The sequence below is a fragment of the Sphingobium olei genome (assembly GCF_042678845.1).
Taxonomy (GTDB): Bacteria; Pseudomonadota; Alphaproteobacteria; order Sphingomonadales; family Sphingomonadaceae; genus Sphingobium; species Sphingobium olei.
Genome location: NZ_JBHTLS010000010.1, coordinates 23,619 through 37,395 on the forward strand (window position 1 = coordinate 23,619; position 13,777 = coordinate 37,395).

General features: G+C 67.4%; 16 protein-coding genes. 8 read left to right on the plus strand and 8 right to left on the minus strand.

Annotated elements, in window-relative coordinates:
- Window positions 1-14: 14 nt before the first annotated feature.
- The 8 genes from ACFQ24_RS03090 to ACFQ24_RS03125 all read right to left on the minus strand — a co-directional run bounded on the left by ACFQ24_RS03090 (window position 15) and on the right by ACFQ24_RS03125 (window position 5,406).
- Window positions 15-461: a DUF1622 domain-containing protein gene (locus ACFQ24_RS03090; protein ID WP_380909068.1), complete on the minus strand. Its 447-nt coding sequence runs from the start codon at window positions 459-461 to the stop codon at window positions 15-17.
- The gene (locus tag ACFQ24_RS03095) at window positions 448-1,170 is read right to left on the minus strand and encodes a hypothetical protein (protein WP_043150670.1); all 723 of its coding nucleotides are present in this window, start codon (window positions 1,168-1,170) and stop codon (window positions 448-450) included. The genes ACFQ24_RS03090 and ACFQ24_RS03095 overlap by 14 nt, the downstream gene beginning before the upstream one ends.
- A complete protein-coding gene (locus ACFQ24_RS03100) occupies window positions 1,167-1,895 on the minus strand; it encodes a hypothetical protein (RefSeq protein ID WP_086491593.1) in 729 nt (242 codons plus the stop codon). The genes ACFQ24_RS03095 and ACFQ24_RS03100 overlap by 4 nt, the downstream gene beginning before the upstream one ends.
- The gene (locus tag ACFQ24_RS03105; RefSeq protein WP_380909071.1) at window positions 1,895-3,805 is read right to left on the minus strand and encodes a 2Fe-2S iron-sulfur cluster-binding protein; all 1,911 of its coding nucleotides are present in this window, start codon (window positions 3,803-3,805) and stop codon (window positions 1,895-1,897) included. Before ACFQ24_RS03105 ends, ACFQ24_RS03100 begins: the two co-directional genes overlap by 1 nt.
- Before the next feature lie 23 nt (window positions 3,806-3,828).
- Complete coding sequence (locus tag ACFQ24_RS03110) at window positions 3,829-4,149, minus strand: hypothetical protein (RefSeq protein ID WP_004212659.1); 321 nt, start codon at window positions 4,147-4,149, stop codon at window positions 3,829-3,831.
- A gap of 58 nt (window positions 4,150-4,207) precedes the next feature.
- Window positions 4,208-4,429, minus strand: a complete 222-nt coding sequence (locus ACFQ24_RS03115) for a hypothetical protein (protein ID WP_062345065.1) — start codon at window positions 4,427-4,429, stop codon at window positions 4,208-4,210.
- Complete coding sequence (locus ACFQ24_RS03120; RefSeq protein ID WP_170172206.1) at window positions 4,426-4,905, minus strand: heavy metal-responsive transcriptional regulator; 480 nt, start codon at window positions 4,903-4,905, stop codon at window positions 4,426-4,428. Before ACFQ24_RS03120 ends, ACFQ24_RS03115 begins: the two co-directional genes overlap by 4 nt.
- 144 nt (window positions 4,906-5,049) lie before the next feature.
- Entirely contained in the window at window positions 5,050-5,406 is a 357-nt protein-coding gene (locus ACFQ24_RS03125; RefSeq protein ID WP_170172205.1) for a hypothetical protein, read from the minus strand.
- Between the two features lie 377 nt (window positions 5,407-5,783).
- Between ACFQ24_RS03125 and ACFQ24_RS03130 the strand changes: the two genes are divergently transcribed.
- The 8 genes from ACFQ24_RS03130 to ACFQ24_RS03165 all read left to right on the plus strand — a co-directional run bounded on the left by ACFQ24_RS03130 (window position 5,784) and on the right by ACFQ24_RS03165 (window position 13,731).
- Window positions 5,784-6,158, plus strand: a complete 375-nt coding sequence (locus tag ACFQ24_RS03130; protein WP_093067936.1) for a DUF305 domain-containing protein — start codon at window positions 5,784-5,786, stop codon at window positions 6,156-6,158.
- 27 nt (window positions 6,159-6,185) lie between these two features.
- The gene (locus ACFQ24_RS03135; RefSeq protein ID WP_066708094.1) at window positions 6,186-6,623 is read left to right on the plus strand and encodes a DUF411 domain-containing protein; all 438 of its coding nucleotides are present in this window, start codon (window positions 6,186-6,188) and stop codon (window positions 6,621-6,623) included.
- Between the two features lie 51 nt (window positions 6,624-6,674).
- On the plus strand, window positions 6,675-7,037 hold the full coding sequence (locus ACFQ24_RS03140; protein ID WP_066708097.1) for a hypothetical protein: 363 nt from the start codon (window positions 6,675-6,677) through the stop codon (window positions 7,035-7,037).
- Between the two features lie 76 nt (window positions 7,038-7,113).
- The gene (locus ACFQ24_RS03145; protein WP_093067939.1) at window positions 7,114-7,371 is read left to right on the plus strand and encodes a hypothetical protein; all 258 of its coding nucleotides are present in this window, start codon (window positions 7,114-7,116) and stop codon (window positions 7,369-7,371) included.
- Window positions 7,372-7,434: 63 nt separating this feature from the next.
- Complete coding sequence (locus ACFQ24_RS03150) at window positions 7,435-8,697, plus strand: TolC family protein (RefSeq protein ID WP_093067977.1); 1,263 nt, start codon at window positions 7,435-7,437, stop codon at window positions 8,695-8,697.
- Window positions 8,694-10,190, plus strand: coding sequence for an efflux RND transporter periplasmic adaptor subunit (locus ACFQ24_RS03155; RefSeq protein WP_093067941.1), 1,497 nt, complete (start codon window positions 8,694-8,696; stop codon window positions 10,188-10,190). Before ACFQ24_RS03150 ends, ACFQ24_RS03155 begins: the two co-directional genes overlap by 4 nt.
- Window positions 10,187-13,330, plus strand: coding sequence for an efflux RND transporter permease subunit (locus ACFQ24_RS03160; RefSeq protein ID WP_064312588.1), 3,144 nt, complete (start codon window positions 10,187-10,189; stop codon window positions 13,328-13,330). The genes ACFQ24_RS03155 and ACFQ24_RS03160 overlap by 4 nt, the downstream gene beginning before the upstream one ends.
- Window positions 13,327-13,731, plus strand: a complete 405-nt coding sequence (locus ACFQ24_RS03165) for a copper-binding protein (protein ID WP_007406376.1) — start codon at window positions 13,327-13,329, stop codon at window positions 13,729-13,731. The genes ACFQ24_RS03160 and ACFQ24_RS03165 overlap by 4 nt, the downstream gene beginning before the upstream one ends.
- The last annotated feature ends 46 nt before the right edge of the window (window positions 13,732-13,777 follow it).

Sequence of the window (13,777 nt, forward strand, 5' to 3'; positions counted from 1 at the left end):
GCACCTCCCATCTGCTATCCCTTGAGCGCTGCGCCGCGTCCGGCGGCCTCAGCCGTCATAGGCGACCCATCCAACGCCGCAGCACGCGCCTTCTCCCGCGCCGTCCGGGTTTCCTCCCAAGGCCAGTGGCCGTTGATCTCGACCCCAAGCGAGATGCTCAGGAAGGTCCGCACCAGCACAAGCCCGGCCAGCACGATGAGATCGTCGAGCGTCGGGTTGATCACCAGCGACTTGACGATGTCGCCGGCGACCAGAAATTCCAAACCGAGCAGGATGCTGCGGCCGAGCGCCGAGCGGAACGCGCTATAGGCCTCGGTCCGGTCGCCCGCCCTCGCCCGCCGCGCAAACAGAAAGGTTGCGAGCCCCGCGCCGACGAGGATGGTCAGCGTGCCCGCCAGTTCCAGGCCGATCACCGCAAGCCGGAAGAAGGCGCTCAGCCAGTCGGCCTCAATGGTGATCATACCAGCCTCGCTTGCGGATATTGTTGAAGCTGTCGGTGGCGTGACAGGCATAGCATTGGTCGACGCGCGCTTTCGATCCGGCTGCGCGCTGCGAGACCATGCTGAAATGCTCCATGAAGTGACTGGGCGGCGCCTTGTGGCACTCGGCGCACTGCGTCGAATTGACCGACGGATGGCGATAATTGGCGATCTTCCAGCTGTCGGTCTTGTGGCAGCTCGCGCAGTCGGTGCCGAACAGGCCCTGGTGCGGATCGCGGAACGCATGGCAGCTCGCGCAATTGAGCGCGGTCTCGGGGGTCAGGCTTCGAATGTTTGTCGACATGCCCGCCAACGGCTGCCGCCACTTCGCCATGTCGAGCAAGGCGGCGTGATCCATGCGGATGATGCCGCGCTCTCCCTCATGTTCGACGTGGCAGGAGGTGCACTGCGTCGCTTTCGCGTGGAACTGAGTCGACTGCTTCGTCCCGAAATCCGTGCCTGCATGGCAGGTGAGACAGGTCCGGGTTTCGACGCCCTTGCCCGGCGTGTGACAGGCCGTGCATTGGCCGGCGAAGGACTGGTGCGCGCTCGAGAGCGGGCCGGGCGAGACGAGCTGCGCCACCAGGCCGGCATCCCTCGGCGCGTCCGATCGCATCCGGATCGCGACCGCGGCGACCATCACCAGCAGGGCTGCGATGAAGACGGCGTAGGAAAGACGCTGCCAGCTCATAGCCAGCGCAGCCCGTAATAGATCGCCGCGCCGACGTGGAGCGCGAGCAGCGCGAAGATGAGACAGCCCAGCAGGATGTGCAGGAACCGCCATCGCGCGAACAGGGTGTTGGTCGCCTCTTCGGCGCGGATCGCGAATTCGGTATCGGCCAGCGCCGCGGCGATCCCCGCCTTGTCCTGGGGGTGCTGGCCCGCGGGCGCATCCCCGGCGACGAACAGATAGCGCTTCCAGCCCGACAGCGGCGCGGCTGCGGTATCGGCCTGCGTCGGCGCCGCCGGCTCCTCGAGGAAGGCGGCGCGAAGCGAGGCCAGTTCCGACCTGCGTCCGCGCAGCGCCCGACCAAGCTGGGCAAGCAGGTAACGGCCGATGAAGCCGGTGATGACCGTCATCAGCAGGAGGACGGTCAGAAGCAGTCCGACCGGGCTTTCGAGCTTGTGCGCGGCGTGGACCAGACCCAGGATCGGCGCCAGCACGCCGGCATAGATGTGGATGGCGAGCAGGGTCGGCTTGCTGACGAGCCGGGAGAGCGCCTTGTCGACCCAGGCGATGTGCTTGGCCGCGACATAGGGAAGCGTCAGCAGCATCAGCACGAGCGCTGCGATCCCGATGATCCCGCCAGCGAGGCTACCCGGAAAGCGGGGCGACACATGCACGAGATAGCCGAACGGGAACAGCAGCAGGAACGCGACCAGCAGGCCCACGGCAATGTCGCTGCGTTCGCGCATCAGGCTTCGACCACGAGCGGCGTGCCCGTCCCCTTCGCCTGGCACGCGAGCACATAGCCTTGCGCCTTGTCGGCGGGCGCAAGGCCGGATTCGACCTCCATCGTCACTTCGCCCTGCAGCAGCTTGACCACGCAGGCGCCGCATGTGCCCGCACGGCATGCATAGGGGATCTCGACGCCCGCGCCCTCGGCCGCCTCCAGCACGGTCTCGTCCGCGGGCAAGGCCGCCGACACCCCCGACACGGAGAAGGTCACCGTGCTCGGCGCCACCTCGGCGCTCGGGGCCGGCTTATCCGCTGGCGGGGGCGCGGGCTTGACCTCGAGATCCTCGTGGTCGGCCGGCAGCGAGGCCGGACCGAACGCCTCGGTGTGCAGCTGCGCTTCGGGGACGCCGAGTTCGGCCAGCACGCCGCGCATCGCGCCCATCATCGCCGGCGGGCCGCACATATGGATGCGCCGGCTCGCGATCTCCGGCACCGCGGCCAGGATCATCTCGCGCGTGATCGGCCCTTCGGGGCCCATCCAGACGGTGCCGGGCGCGCGCTGCATCGCGGCGACGACATGGAGGTTGGGAAAACGGCGTTCGAGCCGCTCGAGCTCGTCGCGGAACACGAATTCCTCGGTCGACCGTGCGCCGTAGAAGAAGAAGATATCACCCTTCCACGCGGTGTCGGTGAGATAGCGCAGCACCGACATCATCGGGGTGATGCCGACCCCGCCCGCGATCAGCACGATGCTCTGGGCATCCGTTCCCGTGAAGGTGAAGGCGCCGAACGGTCCGCTGACCTTCAGCAGATCGTCGGCGACGACCTTGTCGTGCAGGTATCGCGAGACCACGCCCTGCTCCTCGCGCTTGACCGTCAGTTCGACATAGGCCCGCTGGGTCGGCGAAGAGGCGATCGTGTAGGAACGGCGCGCGGTCTTGCCCGCTTCGGGCTCTACCTCGACCTGCAGGAACTGGCCCGGCAGGAAGTCGAACGGCAGCCGGTCGGCGGCCGGGTCCGCGAGCCGGAAGGTCAGCACGCTCGGCGTCTCTCGCACGATCTGGACCACGCGCAGCTGCCCCGCCCAGCTTTTGGGCTTGCGCAGCGAAGCCCCACCGGGCGCGGCCGCATTGCTCGGCGCGAGCCCGGCGCTGTCGGCAACGGGGGCAGGCGCGGGCGCAACCCTGGTAGCGGGCTGGGCAGCCTTCGGCTCCGGCTTTGTCAATGTCTTGCCGGTGGGGACACCACCGGCGATCGCCCCGATCCGCCGGAGGCGGAAGATCTGCAGCGCGATCAGCGTGGCGCTCACCAGCCCCAGGAACAGCATGAGAAGCAGGTGCGAGGGCGAGATGCCGAACCAGTGATCGGCATGGCCGGGCGCGGCCTGGTCGATGTCGAGCTGATCGCGCAGCCAGGCAAGCCCGACCTCCCGGGGCGGCTGCAAGCCGCCGATCGCGCCCTGCGCGGCGGTGCCGGACCGGAACAGGTCGGTTCCCTCGCGCAGGCGGCGCGCCGCATCGAGCCGGGCCGAGACCGTGGTTGCACGCGCGCCGTCGGCCGAGGCGGCGTTGATCATCGCTAGGCCCGTGCTTACCCGTTCGCCAGCCTGCGCAGCGACCCGCTGCCTTGCCGCTTCGTCGAGCGCGGGAAAGGCGAGCAGTTGCGAGATGAAGCCGGTCCGGCGCGATTCGTGGCCGTGCTCATTCTCCCCTTCCCCATTGATCATGCGATCCATCATGGGGTTCATCATCTTCGCCATGTCCGACGACCCCGACGATGCCGGTGCGGACATGCCCCCGCCGGCCGGCATGCCTGCGCCATGATGCGCGGCATGATCCTCGCCCTCCTGCGCGCCCGCGCCCGCGGACAGGCTGAGAGCGATTGCGCAGCCGAGGCTCAAGCGTCGAAGGCTGATCCGCCTGGACATCCTCATCCCCTTTTTCAGCGCGCTTACATATCCTTCATCGGCATCGCCGAATTGCCCGGCGCGGGATCGGGTGCCGGCGCGGTCTGGTTGCCGGCCCCGGCGCGCATCGCGTCATGGTCCATCGCCTGACGGTGATGCCGCTCCATCTCGGCCTGGTTGCTCATCGCGTCCATCGACGCCGCGTCTGCAGCGTTGCCGCTGTCGGTCAGGACCGGGGTGGCGGCGACGCTGTTCGCCGCGGGCGGCACCGTCTGGTCGGCCTGGCGGTCGCAGCCCGAAAGCGCGAGCGCCAGCAACAGGCTTCCGCCGACAAGCGGAAGGGCTTTTTTCGCATGGTTGATCATAGCTTGCTCCTTGGCTTGAAAATTGTGTCCGGGCGCCAGGGATGGCGCCCGGACCCGATCATTGCGCGTTGCGCAGGATCTGAAGGCACCGGTCGTGCGAGAGGTTCATCGGGTTGCGCCCCTGCCCCTTCATCTCGCCATGATCATGCGGCGTCTGGAGACCCATATTGCCCTCCATCGCCCGGCAACTCTCGACCTGCGCCGAGGTCGGCCGCGTGGTCACACAGGCGCCCAGAAGCAGCGCCGGCGTGAGGACGGCGATCAAACGCATTTTCGTCATGACAAAACCCCTTTCGCTCGTGATGATCGTTCGTCCTGCGCTGCCTGAAGTTTCTTGTTATGCTGCTGGTCTTTCCGCCGCGCCGTCAGGAAGGCGAGGATCGGGCAATCGGAGACGGGCACTTCGCCCGGGCATTCGTCGGCGAGCATCCGCAGCATGTCGCGGATATCCGACAGGCGCTCGAGCCGGGCTTCGGCGTCAGCGATCTTGGCAAGCGTGATATCGAGCACGGCCTGGGCATGCGCGGTGTCCGACGCCCTGAGCGCCAGCAGCTGCCGGGCCTGTTCGAGTGTGAAACCAAGCTCCTGCGCCGAGCGGATGAAATTGACGCGCTCGAGGTCGGTCGCGTCGTAGAGCCTGTAGCCCGCTGCCGTGCGCGCGGGCTCGCGCAGCAAGCCCATCCGCTCATAATAGCGGATCGTATCCCGCCCCACGCCTGCGGCCGCGGCCAGTTCGCCGATCTTGAAATTGCCCATGTCATCCGCTCGATCATCATGCCGGTTGGACCATGGTCCAGGGTCAAGCGGTTCGCTTTGACCCCGAACGGTCCGTTGCCGCCGCCAGCCCGCTGCCCCGACGTCTCGCGTCAGGGCAGCTTGTGCCGCCGGGCCACCGGCTCGTCAGTTCTTGCGAAGCTCGACGATGTCGTGCTTGGCAGGCGTGCCGTCGGCGACGGACACGTGCGCGAAGTGATCATCGAAGATATGATCGATCGTCACATGGCCGATGAGCTGGCGGTGATAAGTCGGCGCCACGCCTTTGGACGGACCCGGATGGGTCACAACGCGATAGACCTCGAGCTTCTGGCCGACCTCGGCGCCATCGGCCTTGCCGATGCAGACGACCGTGCCGTTGCTGCCCGTGTCAACGATCGAGCCGCGCATGAAGAAGGTATGTCCGATACCCTGAGCGAATGAAGGGACCGCTGCGAGCATCGAGATGCCGGCGAGCGCAACCATGATGGAGTTCTTGATCATCTTGGACTCCTCTGAGAAGTGTTGAACACTGCCGCTCGATCTCTCGAGGGGAAGACTTTGTTTCTTCGCCTTCAGGAGTATGGTCCCTGGTCCAAGCTCGGTATACGTATTGTTCGCAGCGACTGTCGGTTTGAGTAGATCCCCCGGGACCGTCGTTGATTTGTCCGTACCTCGCCAAACGGATGGCACCTGCCGCCTCCTCGGTGGGCGTCGTCCAGCATTGGTTGCAACTGATCTGTCCGGGTGCGCCCACTTGGTTCCGGGCACCTTTTGCAGATGTGGTGGGTTACGCCGTTTCCCCCCAACCGTGAGGGCTCCGCCTTCACGGTGCGTATTACCTAGGGGCAACAAAGGAGACGATGATGAAAAGATCAGGAATGGCGTTCGCTCCCCTCTTACTGCTGGCCGCCGGCCCGGTCCTCGCCCAGGAGGCCATGCACGGCATGGATCATGGCAAGATGGGCCACTCCGACACGGGCATGATGAAACCGACACCCGCCAATCCATACCCGCGTGCCGAAATGGAGATGCATCGTAAGATGATGTCGGCCGTTGGCACCGATGCGACCGAGACCTGGGCCCGCAAGATGATCGAGCATCACCGCGGCGCGATCGCCATGTCACAGATCGTGCTCCGCGAAACGCGCGACGCCAAGGTTCGCGACATGGCCACCAAGAGCTCTGCCGAACAGCGACGCGAAATCGACGAACTGCAAGCCTGGCTGCGTGAGCATGGCAAGCGGACACAGTGACCGAAGCAGGAACTTGAGATTCGAAAGATGAAGAAGCAGGCGATCGCGGCGCTGGCCGCCATCTTCATGGCGACAGCGGCCAGCTCTGCGACGCCGATCCTCGTGCATCGCGATCCCGGCTGTGGCTGCTGCGAAAAGTGGGCCGCGCAGATCCGCGCACAGTTCAAGCGTTCCGTCACGATCGTCGACGACCGCTCGCGATCTTCCTTCCAGCGCTCGCATGGTGTGCCGCTGCGTCTCGCCTCCTGCCACACCGCCGTGATCGACGGCATGGTGTTCGAGGGGCATGTGCCCATCAATGACATCAAGCGGGTTCTGGCAGTGCGCCCGCGCGGGGTGGCTGGCCTTGCCGTTGCGGGAATGCCTTTGGGATCACCGGGCATGGAGATCCCCAGTCAGCCGGCACAGTCCTATCAGGTGGTAGCATTCGGCCCGTCTGGCCAGCGCGTGTTCGCAAGGCACTGAGGGGAAAGCTCCATTTGTAACTTCGGTTCCAGCGCGCTAGAATAGTCGTTCGTGAAACGCCTGCTCGCGCTTCTGCTCGTCATCGGAGCGCTGTCCGGTCTCTTCGGAGCCCAGATGGCGGCCGCGCACAGCGTGCCTGAGGCGGCAGGCGCGCCGCTGGCCAAGGGCATGGATGCGGACTGCATGGCGATGATGGCCAAGCAGCATCCTGCGCCCAGCGAAAAGCCTTGCAAGGGCCTGACGCTCGATTGCATCGCCGCGATGGGGTGCGTGATCCCGCTGGTCGCAGCTGACCTGACAGGCGGCATTGCGCCTGCGCGTCTCTACGACGCGCCCAGCTTCTGGACGACCGATACGATATTGACCGGCAAGGCGGTTGTGCCCGAGCCGGATCCTCCCACCAGCCTTGCCTGATTGAACGAGCACGGGCTGCGCGCATCGATCGATGCGCGCAGCCCGGTTTCCTTCTTTTCAGTCAAAGGTTTTCGTGATGACCAAAATACTTCCGGCCGCCCTTGTGGCGGCCCTCGGTCTCGCCGCGCCTGCGCTTGCAGCCGACGCGAGCCGCACGCCGCAGGGCCATTGGGAATGGCGGGCGGCGCCGCAATATGGTCCGCGGGCGACCGGCCCTGCGCGTGTCCGCATATGGGTGCCCGAGAGCCGGGACATCGCCAGCTGCGATTGCGCGATGATGCAGGCAAGCGCCGCCGACTGCATGCGCGGCGCAGTCAGGTCGGACAAGGGCTAAACCCACTCCGGAGCGGCGCGTCACATGTTGGCGCGCCGCCTCTGTCATGAGGGGATGATATCCATGATCATGATGCCGAGGCGCGCTATGCGACGCCTGTTGCTCTCTCTCGGTGCGACGCTTGCGAGCGCCTGGGCCGTGCCGGTGTCGGCCGGCCCGCTCACCTACGAGCAGGCACTGAGGCTCGCTGCCGCCAATGCGCCAAGCCTCAAGGCGCGCGCGGCGGCGACAGCTGGCGCCCGCTCCTCGGCGGTCGCGGCCGATCGCCTGCCCGATCCGACGCTCGACCTGGGCCTGCAGAACTTCCCGGTGAGCGGCCCCAATGCCGGCAGCTTCACGCGCGACGATTTCACCATGGCGACGATCGGGTTCAGCCAGGCCTTCCCCAATCTCGCCAAGCGCCATGCACGCGCCGCGCGCGCCGCGGCCGATATCGGTGTCGCCGAGGCGGGCGAGCTGGTCGAAGGCCGCAACGTGCGGCTCGAGACCGCGCTCGCATGGATCGATCTCTATTATGGCGAACGCCGGCTCCGGCAGCTCGACCTGCTCGATGCCAGTCTCGACGACCTGCAGAAGACCGTGACCGCACGCCTGGCGTCGGGCAGCGCGCGCCCGAGCCAGGCGCTCGAGCCCGACCAGCTCCGCGCCGCCATCGCCGATCGCCGCGCCGAGATGGCTGCGGTGGTGGCGCAGGCGCGGGCCCGGCTCGCGCGCTATACCGGCGACCCCGACCCGCAGGCGACGGGCGACCCGCCGATACTCGATGTCGATCCGATCCGGCTGCGGGCCGGGATCGATGCGCTTCCCGCCGTGCGCGCGCAGGACGCGCGGATCGCAGTCGCCGAAGCGGACGTGCGCCTCGCGCGCGCCGACAAGCGCTCCGACTGGAAGGTCGGCGTCACCTATGGCCGGCGCGATCCCATGTACGGCGACATGGCCTCGGTCGGCGTGTCGATCGACCTGCCAATGTTCGCCGGCAAGCGCCAGAATCCCAGGATCGCTGCCAGCGAGAGCCTTGTGCAAGGGGGTCGGTTCGACCGCGAGGCGATCCGCCGCGAGCTGGTGGCGCAACTCGACGCCGATCTCGCAGACCATGCCATGCATCTCTCCCGGTTGCGCAATGCCCGCGAGACGCTGGTGCCCCTCGCCAGGCGCCGCGCCGAACTCGACCGCGACAGCTATGCCGCGGGCAAGCTCGACCTGGGAACCGCGCTGCTCTCGACCCTGGCGCTCGCCGAGGCCGAGGTCGAAACGCTCAACCGCGAGGCCGATGTCGCGCGCGACGCGGTCCGTATCAACATCACTTATGGGGAGGAGCGGCCATGACGCTCAAGTCGGACACAGTGCGCTGGGGCGCATCGATCCTTGTCGTCGCGCTGGCCGCCGGTGGCGCGGGCTATTGGGCGGGCCACAGGTCGCCGCAACCGCAGGCCGCCGCGTCCGGCGAGGCGGGCACAGGCTCGGGCAAGGTGCTCTACTGGTACGACCCGATGTTTCCCAACCAGAAGTTCGACAAGCCCGGCAAGTCGCCGTTCATGGATATGCAGCTTGTGCCCAGATATGCCGACGGCGAAAGTGCCGGCGCGGCGCCCGGGGTGACGGTCGATCCCTCCGCGCGCCAGAGCCTCGGCCTGCGCGTGGCCGAGGCCCGCATGGGCAGCCTTGCGAGCACGCTGGAAGTCACCGGCACGGTCGATTTCAACCAGCGCGACATCGCGATCATCCAGGCGCGCTCGGGCGGGTTCGTAAGCCGTGTCTATGCCCGCGCGCCGGGTGACGTGGTCCGCGCCGGCGCCCCGATCGTCGACCTGCTGCTGCCCGAGTGGGGCGGCGCGCAGACCGAGTTCCTGAGCGTCAAGCGGCTCGGCAAGCCCGATCTCACCGCCGCCGCGCGCCAGCGCCTGCGCTTGATGGGCATGTCCGACGGCCTCATCGCCAGCGTCGAGCGGAGCGGCCGGCCGGGCGGCACGGTGACGATCACGACGCCGATCTCCGGGGTGATCCAGACGCTCGACGCCCGGGCCGGCGTGACGCTCGGCATGGGCCAGACGCTCGCCCAGGTGAACGGCCTCGGCACCGTCTGGCTCAACGCCGCGGTGCCCGAGGCGCGGGCGGGCGAAGTCCGCATCGGCCAGAGCGCCAGCGCAACCCTGACCGGCTTTCCGGGCGAGAGCTTCGCCGGCCGGGTGATCGCGATCCTGCCGACGACGCAGGCCGACAGCCGGACGCTCACCGTCCGGATCGAGCTGCCCAACCGTGGCGGCCGGTTGCGGCCCGGCATGTTCGCGAGCGTGGCGCTCGGGGGCAATGCCCGATCCGCCCTGCTGGTGCCGAGCGAAGCGGTGATCCGCACCGGCAAGCGAACGCTCGTCATGCTCGCGGCTGGCGACGGGCGCTACCATCCCGCCGAGGTCCGGATCGGCCGCGATGCGGGCGGCCAGACCGAAGTGCTCGCGGGCCTCGCCCCCGGCCAGAAGGTCGTTGCCTCCGGCCAGTTCCTGATCGATTCGGAAGCGAGCCTTTCGGGAATCGAGGCGCGGCCCATCGGCGGCGGTGCGCCGGCGAATGCCACCAAGCCCGCATCCAGGCCCGCGCTCTACGAAACCGTCGGAAGGATCGAGCGGATTGCTCCCGGTTCGGTGACGCTCAGCCACGAGCCGGTCCCCGCGCTCGGCTGGCCGGCGATGACGATGACCTTCGCGCTGCCCGATCCCGGCATCGTACGCGGCTTCAAGACGGGGGACCACGTGCGCTTCGGCTTCGACCAGCCACCGGCGGGGCCGACCGTGCGGCGCATGACCAAGGTGGCGGGCCAGTGATCGCCCATCTCATCCGCTGGTCGGTGAGGAACCGCTTCTTCGTCGTGCTCGGCATGCTCGCGCTGGTCGGCGCGGGCCTGTGGGCGGTGCGCTCGACCCCGATCGACGCGCTGCCCGATCTTTCCGACGTGCAGGTCGTGATCCGCACTTCCTATCCGGGTCAGGCGCCGCAGATCGTCGAGAACCAGATCACCTATCCGCTCACCACCACCATGCTGTCGGTGCCCGGCGCCAAGACGGTGCGCGGCTATTCCTTCTTCGGCGACAGCTTCGTCTATGTGATCTTCGAGGACGGCACCGATCTCTACTGGGCGCGCAGCCGCGTGCTCGAATATCTCAACCAGGTCCAGGGTCGGTTGCCGGCCAGCGCCCGCAGCGCGCTCGGGCCGGACGCGACCGGGGTCGGCTGGGTCTATGAATATGCGCTGGTCGACCGCACCGGCCGGCACGATCTCTCGCAGCTTCGCGGGTTGCAGGACTGGTTCCTGCGCTACGAGCTGAAGACCGTGACCGGCGTGGCCGAAGTCGCCAGCATCGGCGGCATGGTCAAGCAGTACCAGGTGCTGCTCGATCCGGTGAAGCTCGCGGCCTACGGCGTAACCCACGCCCAGGCAGTGCAGGCGATCAGCCAAGCCAATCAGGAAGCCGGCGGCTCGGTGCTGGAAATGGCCGAGGCCGAATATATGGTCCGCGCCTCGGGCTATCTGAAAACGCTCGACGATTTCCGGGCAATCCCGCTCAAGACTGCGGCGGGCGGCGTGCCCGTCCGGCTCGGCGATGTCGCCACGATCCAGGTCGGCCCCGAGATGCGGCGCGGCATCGCCGAACTGAACGGCGAAGGCGAGGTCGCCGGCGGCGTCGTTATTCTTCGGTCAGGCAAGAACGCCCGTGAGACCATCGCGGCGGTCAAGGACAAGCTCGCCGATCTCAGGAAAAGCCTGCCGCCGGGCGTCGAGGTGGTCACGGTCTATGACCGCTCGCAGCTGATCGATCGCGCGGTCGAGAACCTCACCCGCAAGCTGGTCGAGGAGTTCATCGTCGTCGCATTGGTCTGCGCCCTGTTCCTCTGGCACGTCCGCTCGGCGCTGGTCGCGATCCTGACCTTGCCGCTCGGTGTGCTGGCCGCGTTCGTCGTAATGCGGTTCCAGGGGGTGAACGCCAACATCATGTCGCTGGGCGGCATCGCCATCGCCATCGGCGCGATGGTGGATGCGGCGGTCGTCATGATCGAGAACGCCCACAAGAGGATCGAACGCTGGGAGCAGGATCACCCGGACAGACATCTCGATGGCGAGATGCGCTGGATCGTCGTCACCGAGGCGGCGGCCGAGGTCGGGCCGGCGCTGTTCTTCAGCCTGCTGATCATCACGCTGTCGTTCATTCCGGTCTTCACCCTGGAGGCGCAGGAAGGCCGGCTGTTCGCGCCGCTCGCCTTCACCAAGACCTATGCGATGGGCGCGGCCGCGATCCTGTCGGTGACCCTGGTACCGATCCTGATGGGCTGGCTGATCCGGGGCCGCATTCCGGCCGAGCAGGCCAATCCGGTCAATCGCTGGCTCACCAATATCTACCGGCCCGCGATCGACTGGACGATGAAGCGGCCCAAGGCAGTGCTGCTGATCGCGGCTCTGGTGTTCGCCACCACGGCCTGGCCGCTCAGCCGGCTCGGCGGCGAGTTCATGCCCAATCTCGACGAGGGCGACCTGCTCTACATGCCCTCGGCGCTGCCGGGCCTCTCGGCCGCCAAGGCGAGTGAGCTGCTCCAGCAGACCGACCGCCTGATCAAGACCGTGCCCGAAGTCGAAAGCGTGTTCGGCAAGGCCGGCCGCGCCGAGACCGCGACCGATCCCGCGCCGCTCGAAATGTTCGAGACGACGATCCAGTTCAAGCCCCGCGACCAGTGGCGGTCGGGCATGACGCCCGAACGCCTTGTCGACGAGCTCGATCGCCGGGTGAAGCTTCCGGGTCTCGCCAATATCTGGGTGCCGCCGATCCGCAACCGCATCGACATGCTCGCGACGGGCATCAAGAGCCCGATCGGGGTCAAGGTGTCGGGCAGTGACCTCGCCGAGCTCGACCGCATCGCGCATGATGTCGAGACCGTGGCCAGGAGCGTGCCCGGCGTCAGCTCGGCGCTCGCCGAGCGGCTGACCGGCGGACGCTATGTCGATGTCGACATAGACCGCGCCGCCGCCGCGCGGTTCGGGCTCAACATCGCCGACGTCCAGGCCATCGTCTCCGGCGCGATCGGCGGCGAGACGATCGGCGAGACGGTCGAGGGCCTCGCCCGCTATCCGATCAGCGTGCGCTATCCGCGCGAATTGCGCGACAGCCTCGAAAGGCTGCGGGCGCTACCGATCCTGACGCCCGCGGGCCAGCAGATCACCTTGGGCACCGTGGCAAACGTCTCGATCGCCGAGGGACCGCCGATGCTCAAGACCGAGAATGCCCGGCCTTCGACCTGGGTCTACGTCGATGTGCGCGGGCGCGATCTTGCCTCGGTGGTCGGCGATCTGCAGCGTGCGGTGGCGAAACAGGTCAGGCTCTCGCCTGGGGTCAGCATCGCTTACTCTGGCCAGTTCGAATATCTCGAGCGCGCGGTCGACCGCTTGAAGCTGGTCGTGCCCGCGACGCTGCTGATCATCTTCGTGCTGCTCTACCTCATCTTCGGCCGCTTCGACGAGGCGGCGCTGATCATGGGGACGCTGCCGTTCGCGCTGACCGGCGGCATCTGGACGCTTTATCTGCTGGGGTTCAACCAGTCGGTCGCCACCGGGGTCGGGTTCATCGCGCTCGCCGGCGTCTCCGCCGAGTTCGGGGTGGTGATGCTGATCTATCTCAAGAACGCGCTGGCCGAGCGCGGCGCACATCCGGACGCTGCCGAGGTCGAGGCCGCCGTGCGCGAAGGCGCGCTGCTGCGCGTCCGTCCCAAGGCGATGACGGTGGCGGTGATCCTGGCCGGCCTGCTGCCGATCCTGCTGGGATCAGGCGCGGGTTCGGAGGTCATGAGCCGGATTGCCGCGCCGATGATCGGCGGCATGCTGACCGCGCCCTTGCTCTCAATGTTCGTCCTGCCCGCCGCCTACCTGCTGTTGCGCCGGCCCAAGACCGATCCCATCCCTCAACCCGTTTCATCATGAAGGAGAAGACGATGAACCATGCACGACTGACCATTGCCCTCGGCCTCGCCGCCCTGACTGCCGCGTGCGGCAAGAAGGCGGAGGCCCCCGTTGCGACTGAGACCAACGAGGCGGCGCCCGCCGCGACCATGAGCGGCGACATGGGCAACATGTCGATGGCGCCTGACGCGAACGCCGCGATCAAGGCCAAGGGCCATGGCACCGTCACCGCGATCGACAAGGCGGCAGGCACGATCACGCTCGATCATGGTCCGATCCCGGAGGCCAAGTGGCCCGCGATGACGATGGCGTTCAAGGCCGCGCCGTCGATCACCGATGCGGTCAAGGTCGGCGACAAGGTCGATTTCGACCTCTCGCTCAAGGGCAGCGATGGCGAGGTCACCGCGATCGCAAAGCAGTGATCCGCTAAGTTCGACCGGAAAAAGCTGGTTGCGTCGCCGCTCCCGG

Excerpts from the sequence above, each read along its gene's own strand:
- ACFQ24_RS03090 (WP_380909068.1), bottom strand. The coding sequence starts at position 461 with ATGATCACCATTGAGGCCGACTGGCTGAGCGCCTTCTTCCGGCTTGCG.
- ACFQ24_RS03095 (WP_043150670.1), bottom strand. The coding sequence starts at position 1,170 with ATGAGCTGGCAGCGTCTTTCCTACGCCGTCTTCATCGCAGCCCTGCTG.
- ACFQ24_RS03100 (WP_086491593.1), bottom strand. The coding sequence starts at position 1,895 with ATGCGCGAACGCAGCGACATTGCCGTGGGCCTGCTGGTCGCGTTCCTG.
- ACFQ24_RS03105 (WP_380909071.1), bottom strand. The coding sequence starts at position 3,805 with ATGTCCAGGCGGATCAGCCTTCGACGCTTGAGCCTCGGCTGCGCAATC.
- ACFQ24_RS03110 (WP_004212659.1), bottom strand. The coding sequence starts at position 4,149 with ATGATCAACCATGCGAAAAAAGCCCTTCCGCTTGTCGGCGGAAGCCTG.
- ACFQ24_RS03115 (WP_062345065.1), bottom strand. The coding sequence starts at position 4,429 with ATGACGAAAATGCGTTTGATCGCCGTCCTCACGCCGGCGCTGCTTCTG.
- ACFQ24_RS03120 (WP_170172206.1), bottom strand. The coding sequence starts at position 4,905 with ATGGGCAATTTCAAGATCGGCGAACTGGCCGCGGCCGCAGGCGTGGGG.
- ACFQ24_RS03125 (WP_170172205.1), bottom strand. The coding sequence starts at position 5,406 with ATGATCAAGAACTCCATCATGGTTGCGCTCGCCGGCATCTCGATGCTC.
- ACFQ24_RS03130 (WP_093067936.1), top strand. The coding sequence starts at position 5,784 with ATGGCGTTCGCTCCCCTCTTACTGCTGGCCGCCGGCCCGGTCCTCGCC.
- ACFQ24_RS03135 (WP_066708094.1), top strand. The coding sequence starts at position 6,186 with ATGAAGAAGCAGGCGATCGCGGCGCTGGCCGCCATCTTCATGGCGACA.
- ACFQ24_RS03145 (WP_093067939.1), top strand. The coding sequence starts at position 7,114 with ATGACCAAAATACTTCCGGCCGCCCTTGTGGCGGCCCTCGGTCTCGCC.
- ACFQ24_RS03150 (WP_093067977.1), top strand. The coding sequence starts at position 7,435 with ATGATCATGATGCCGAGGCGCGCTATGCGACGCCTGTTGCTCTCTCTC.
- ACFQ24_RS03155 (WP_093067941.1), top strand. The coding sequence starts at position 8,694 with ATGACGCTCAAGTCGGACACAGTGCGCTGGGGCGCATCGATCCTTGTC.
- ACFQ24_RS03165 (WP_007406376.1), top strand. The coding sequence starts at position 13,327 with ATGAAGGAGAAGACGATGAACCATGCACGACTGACCATTGCCCTCGGC.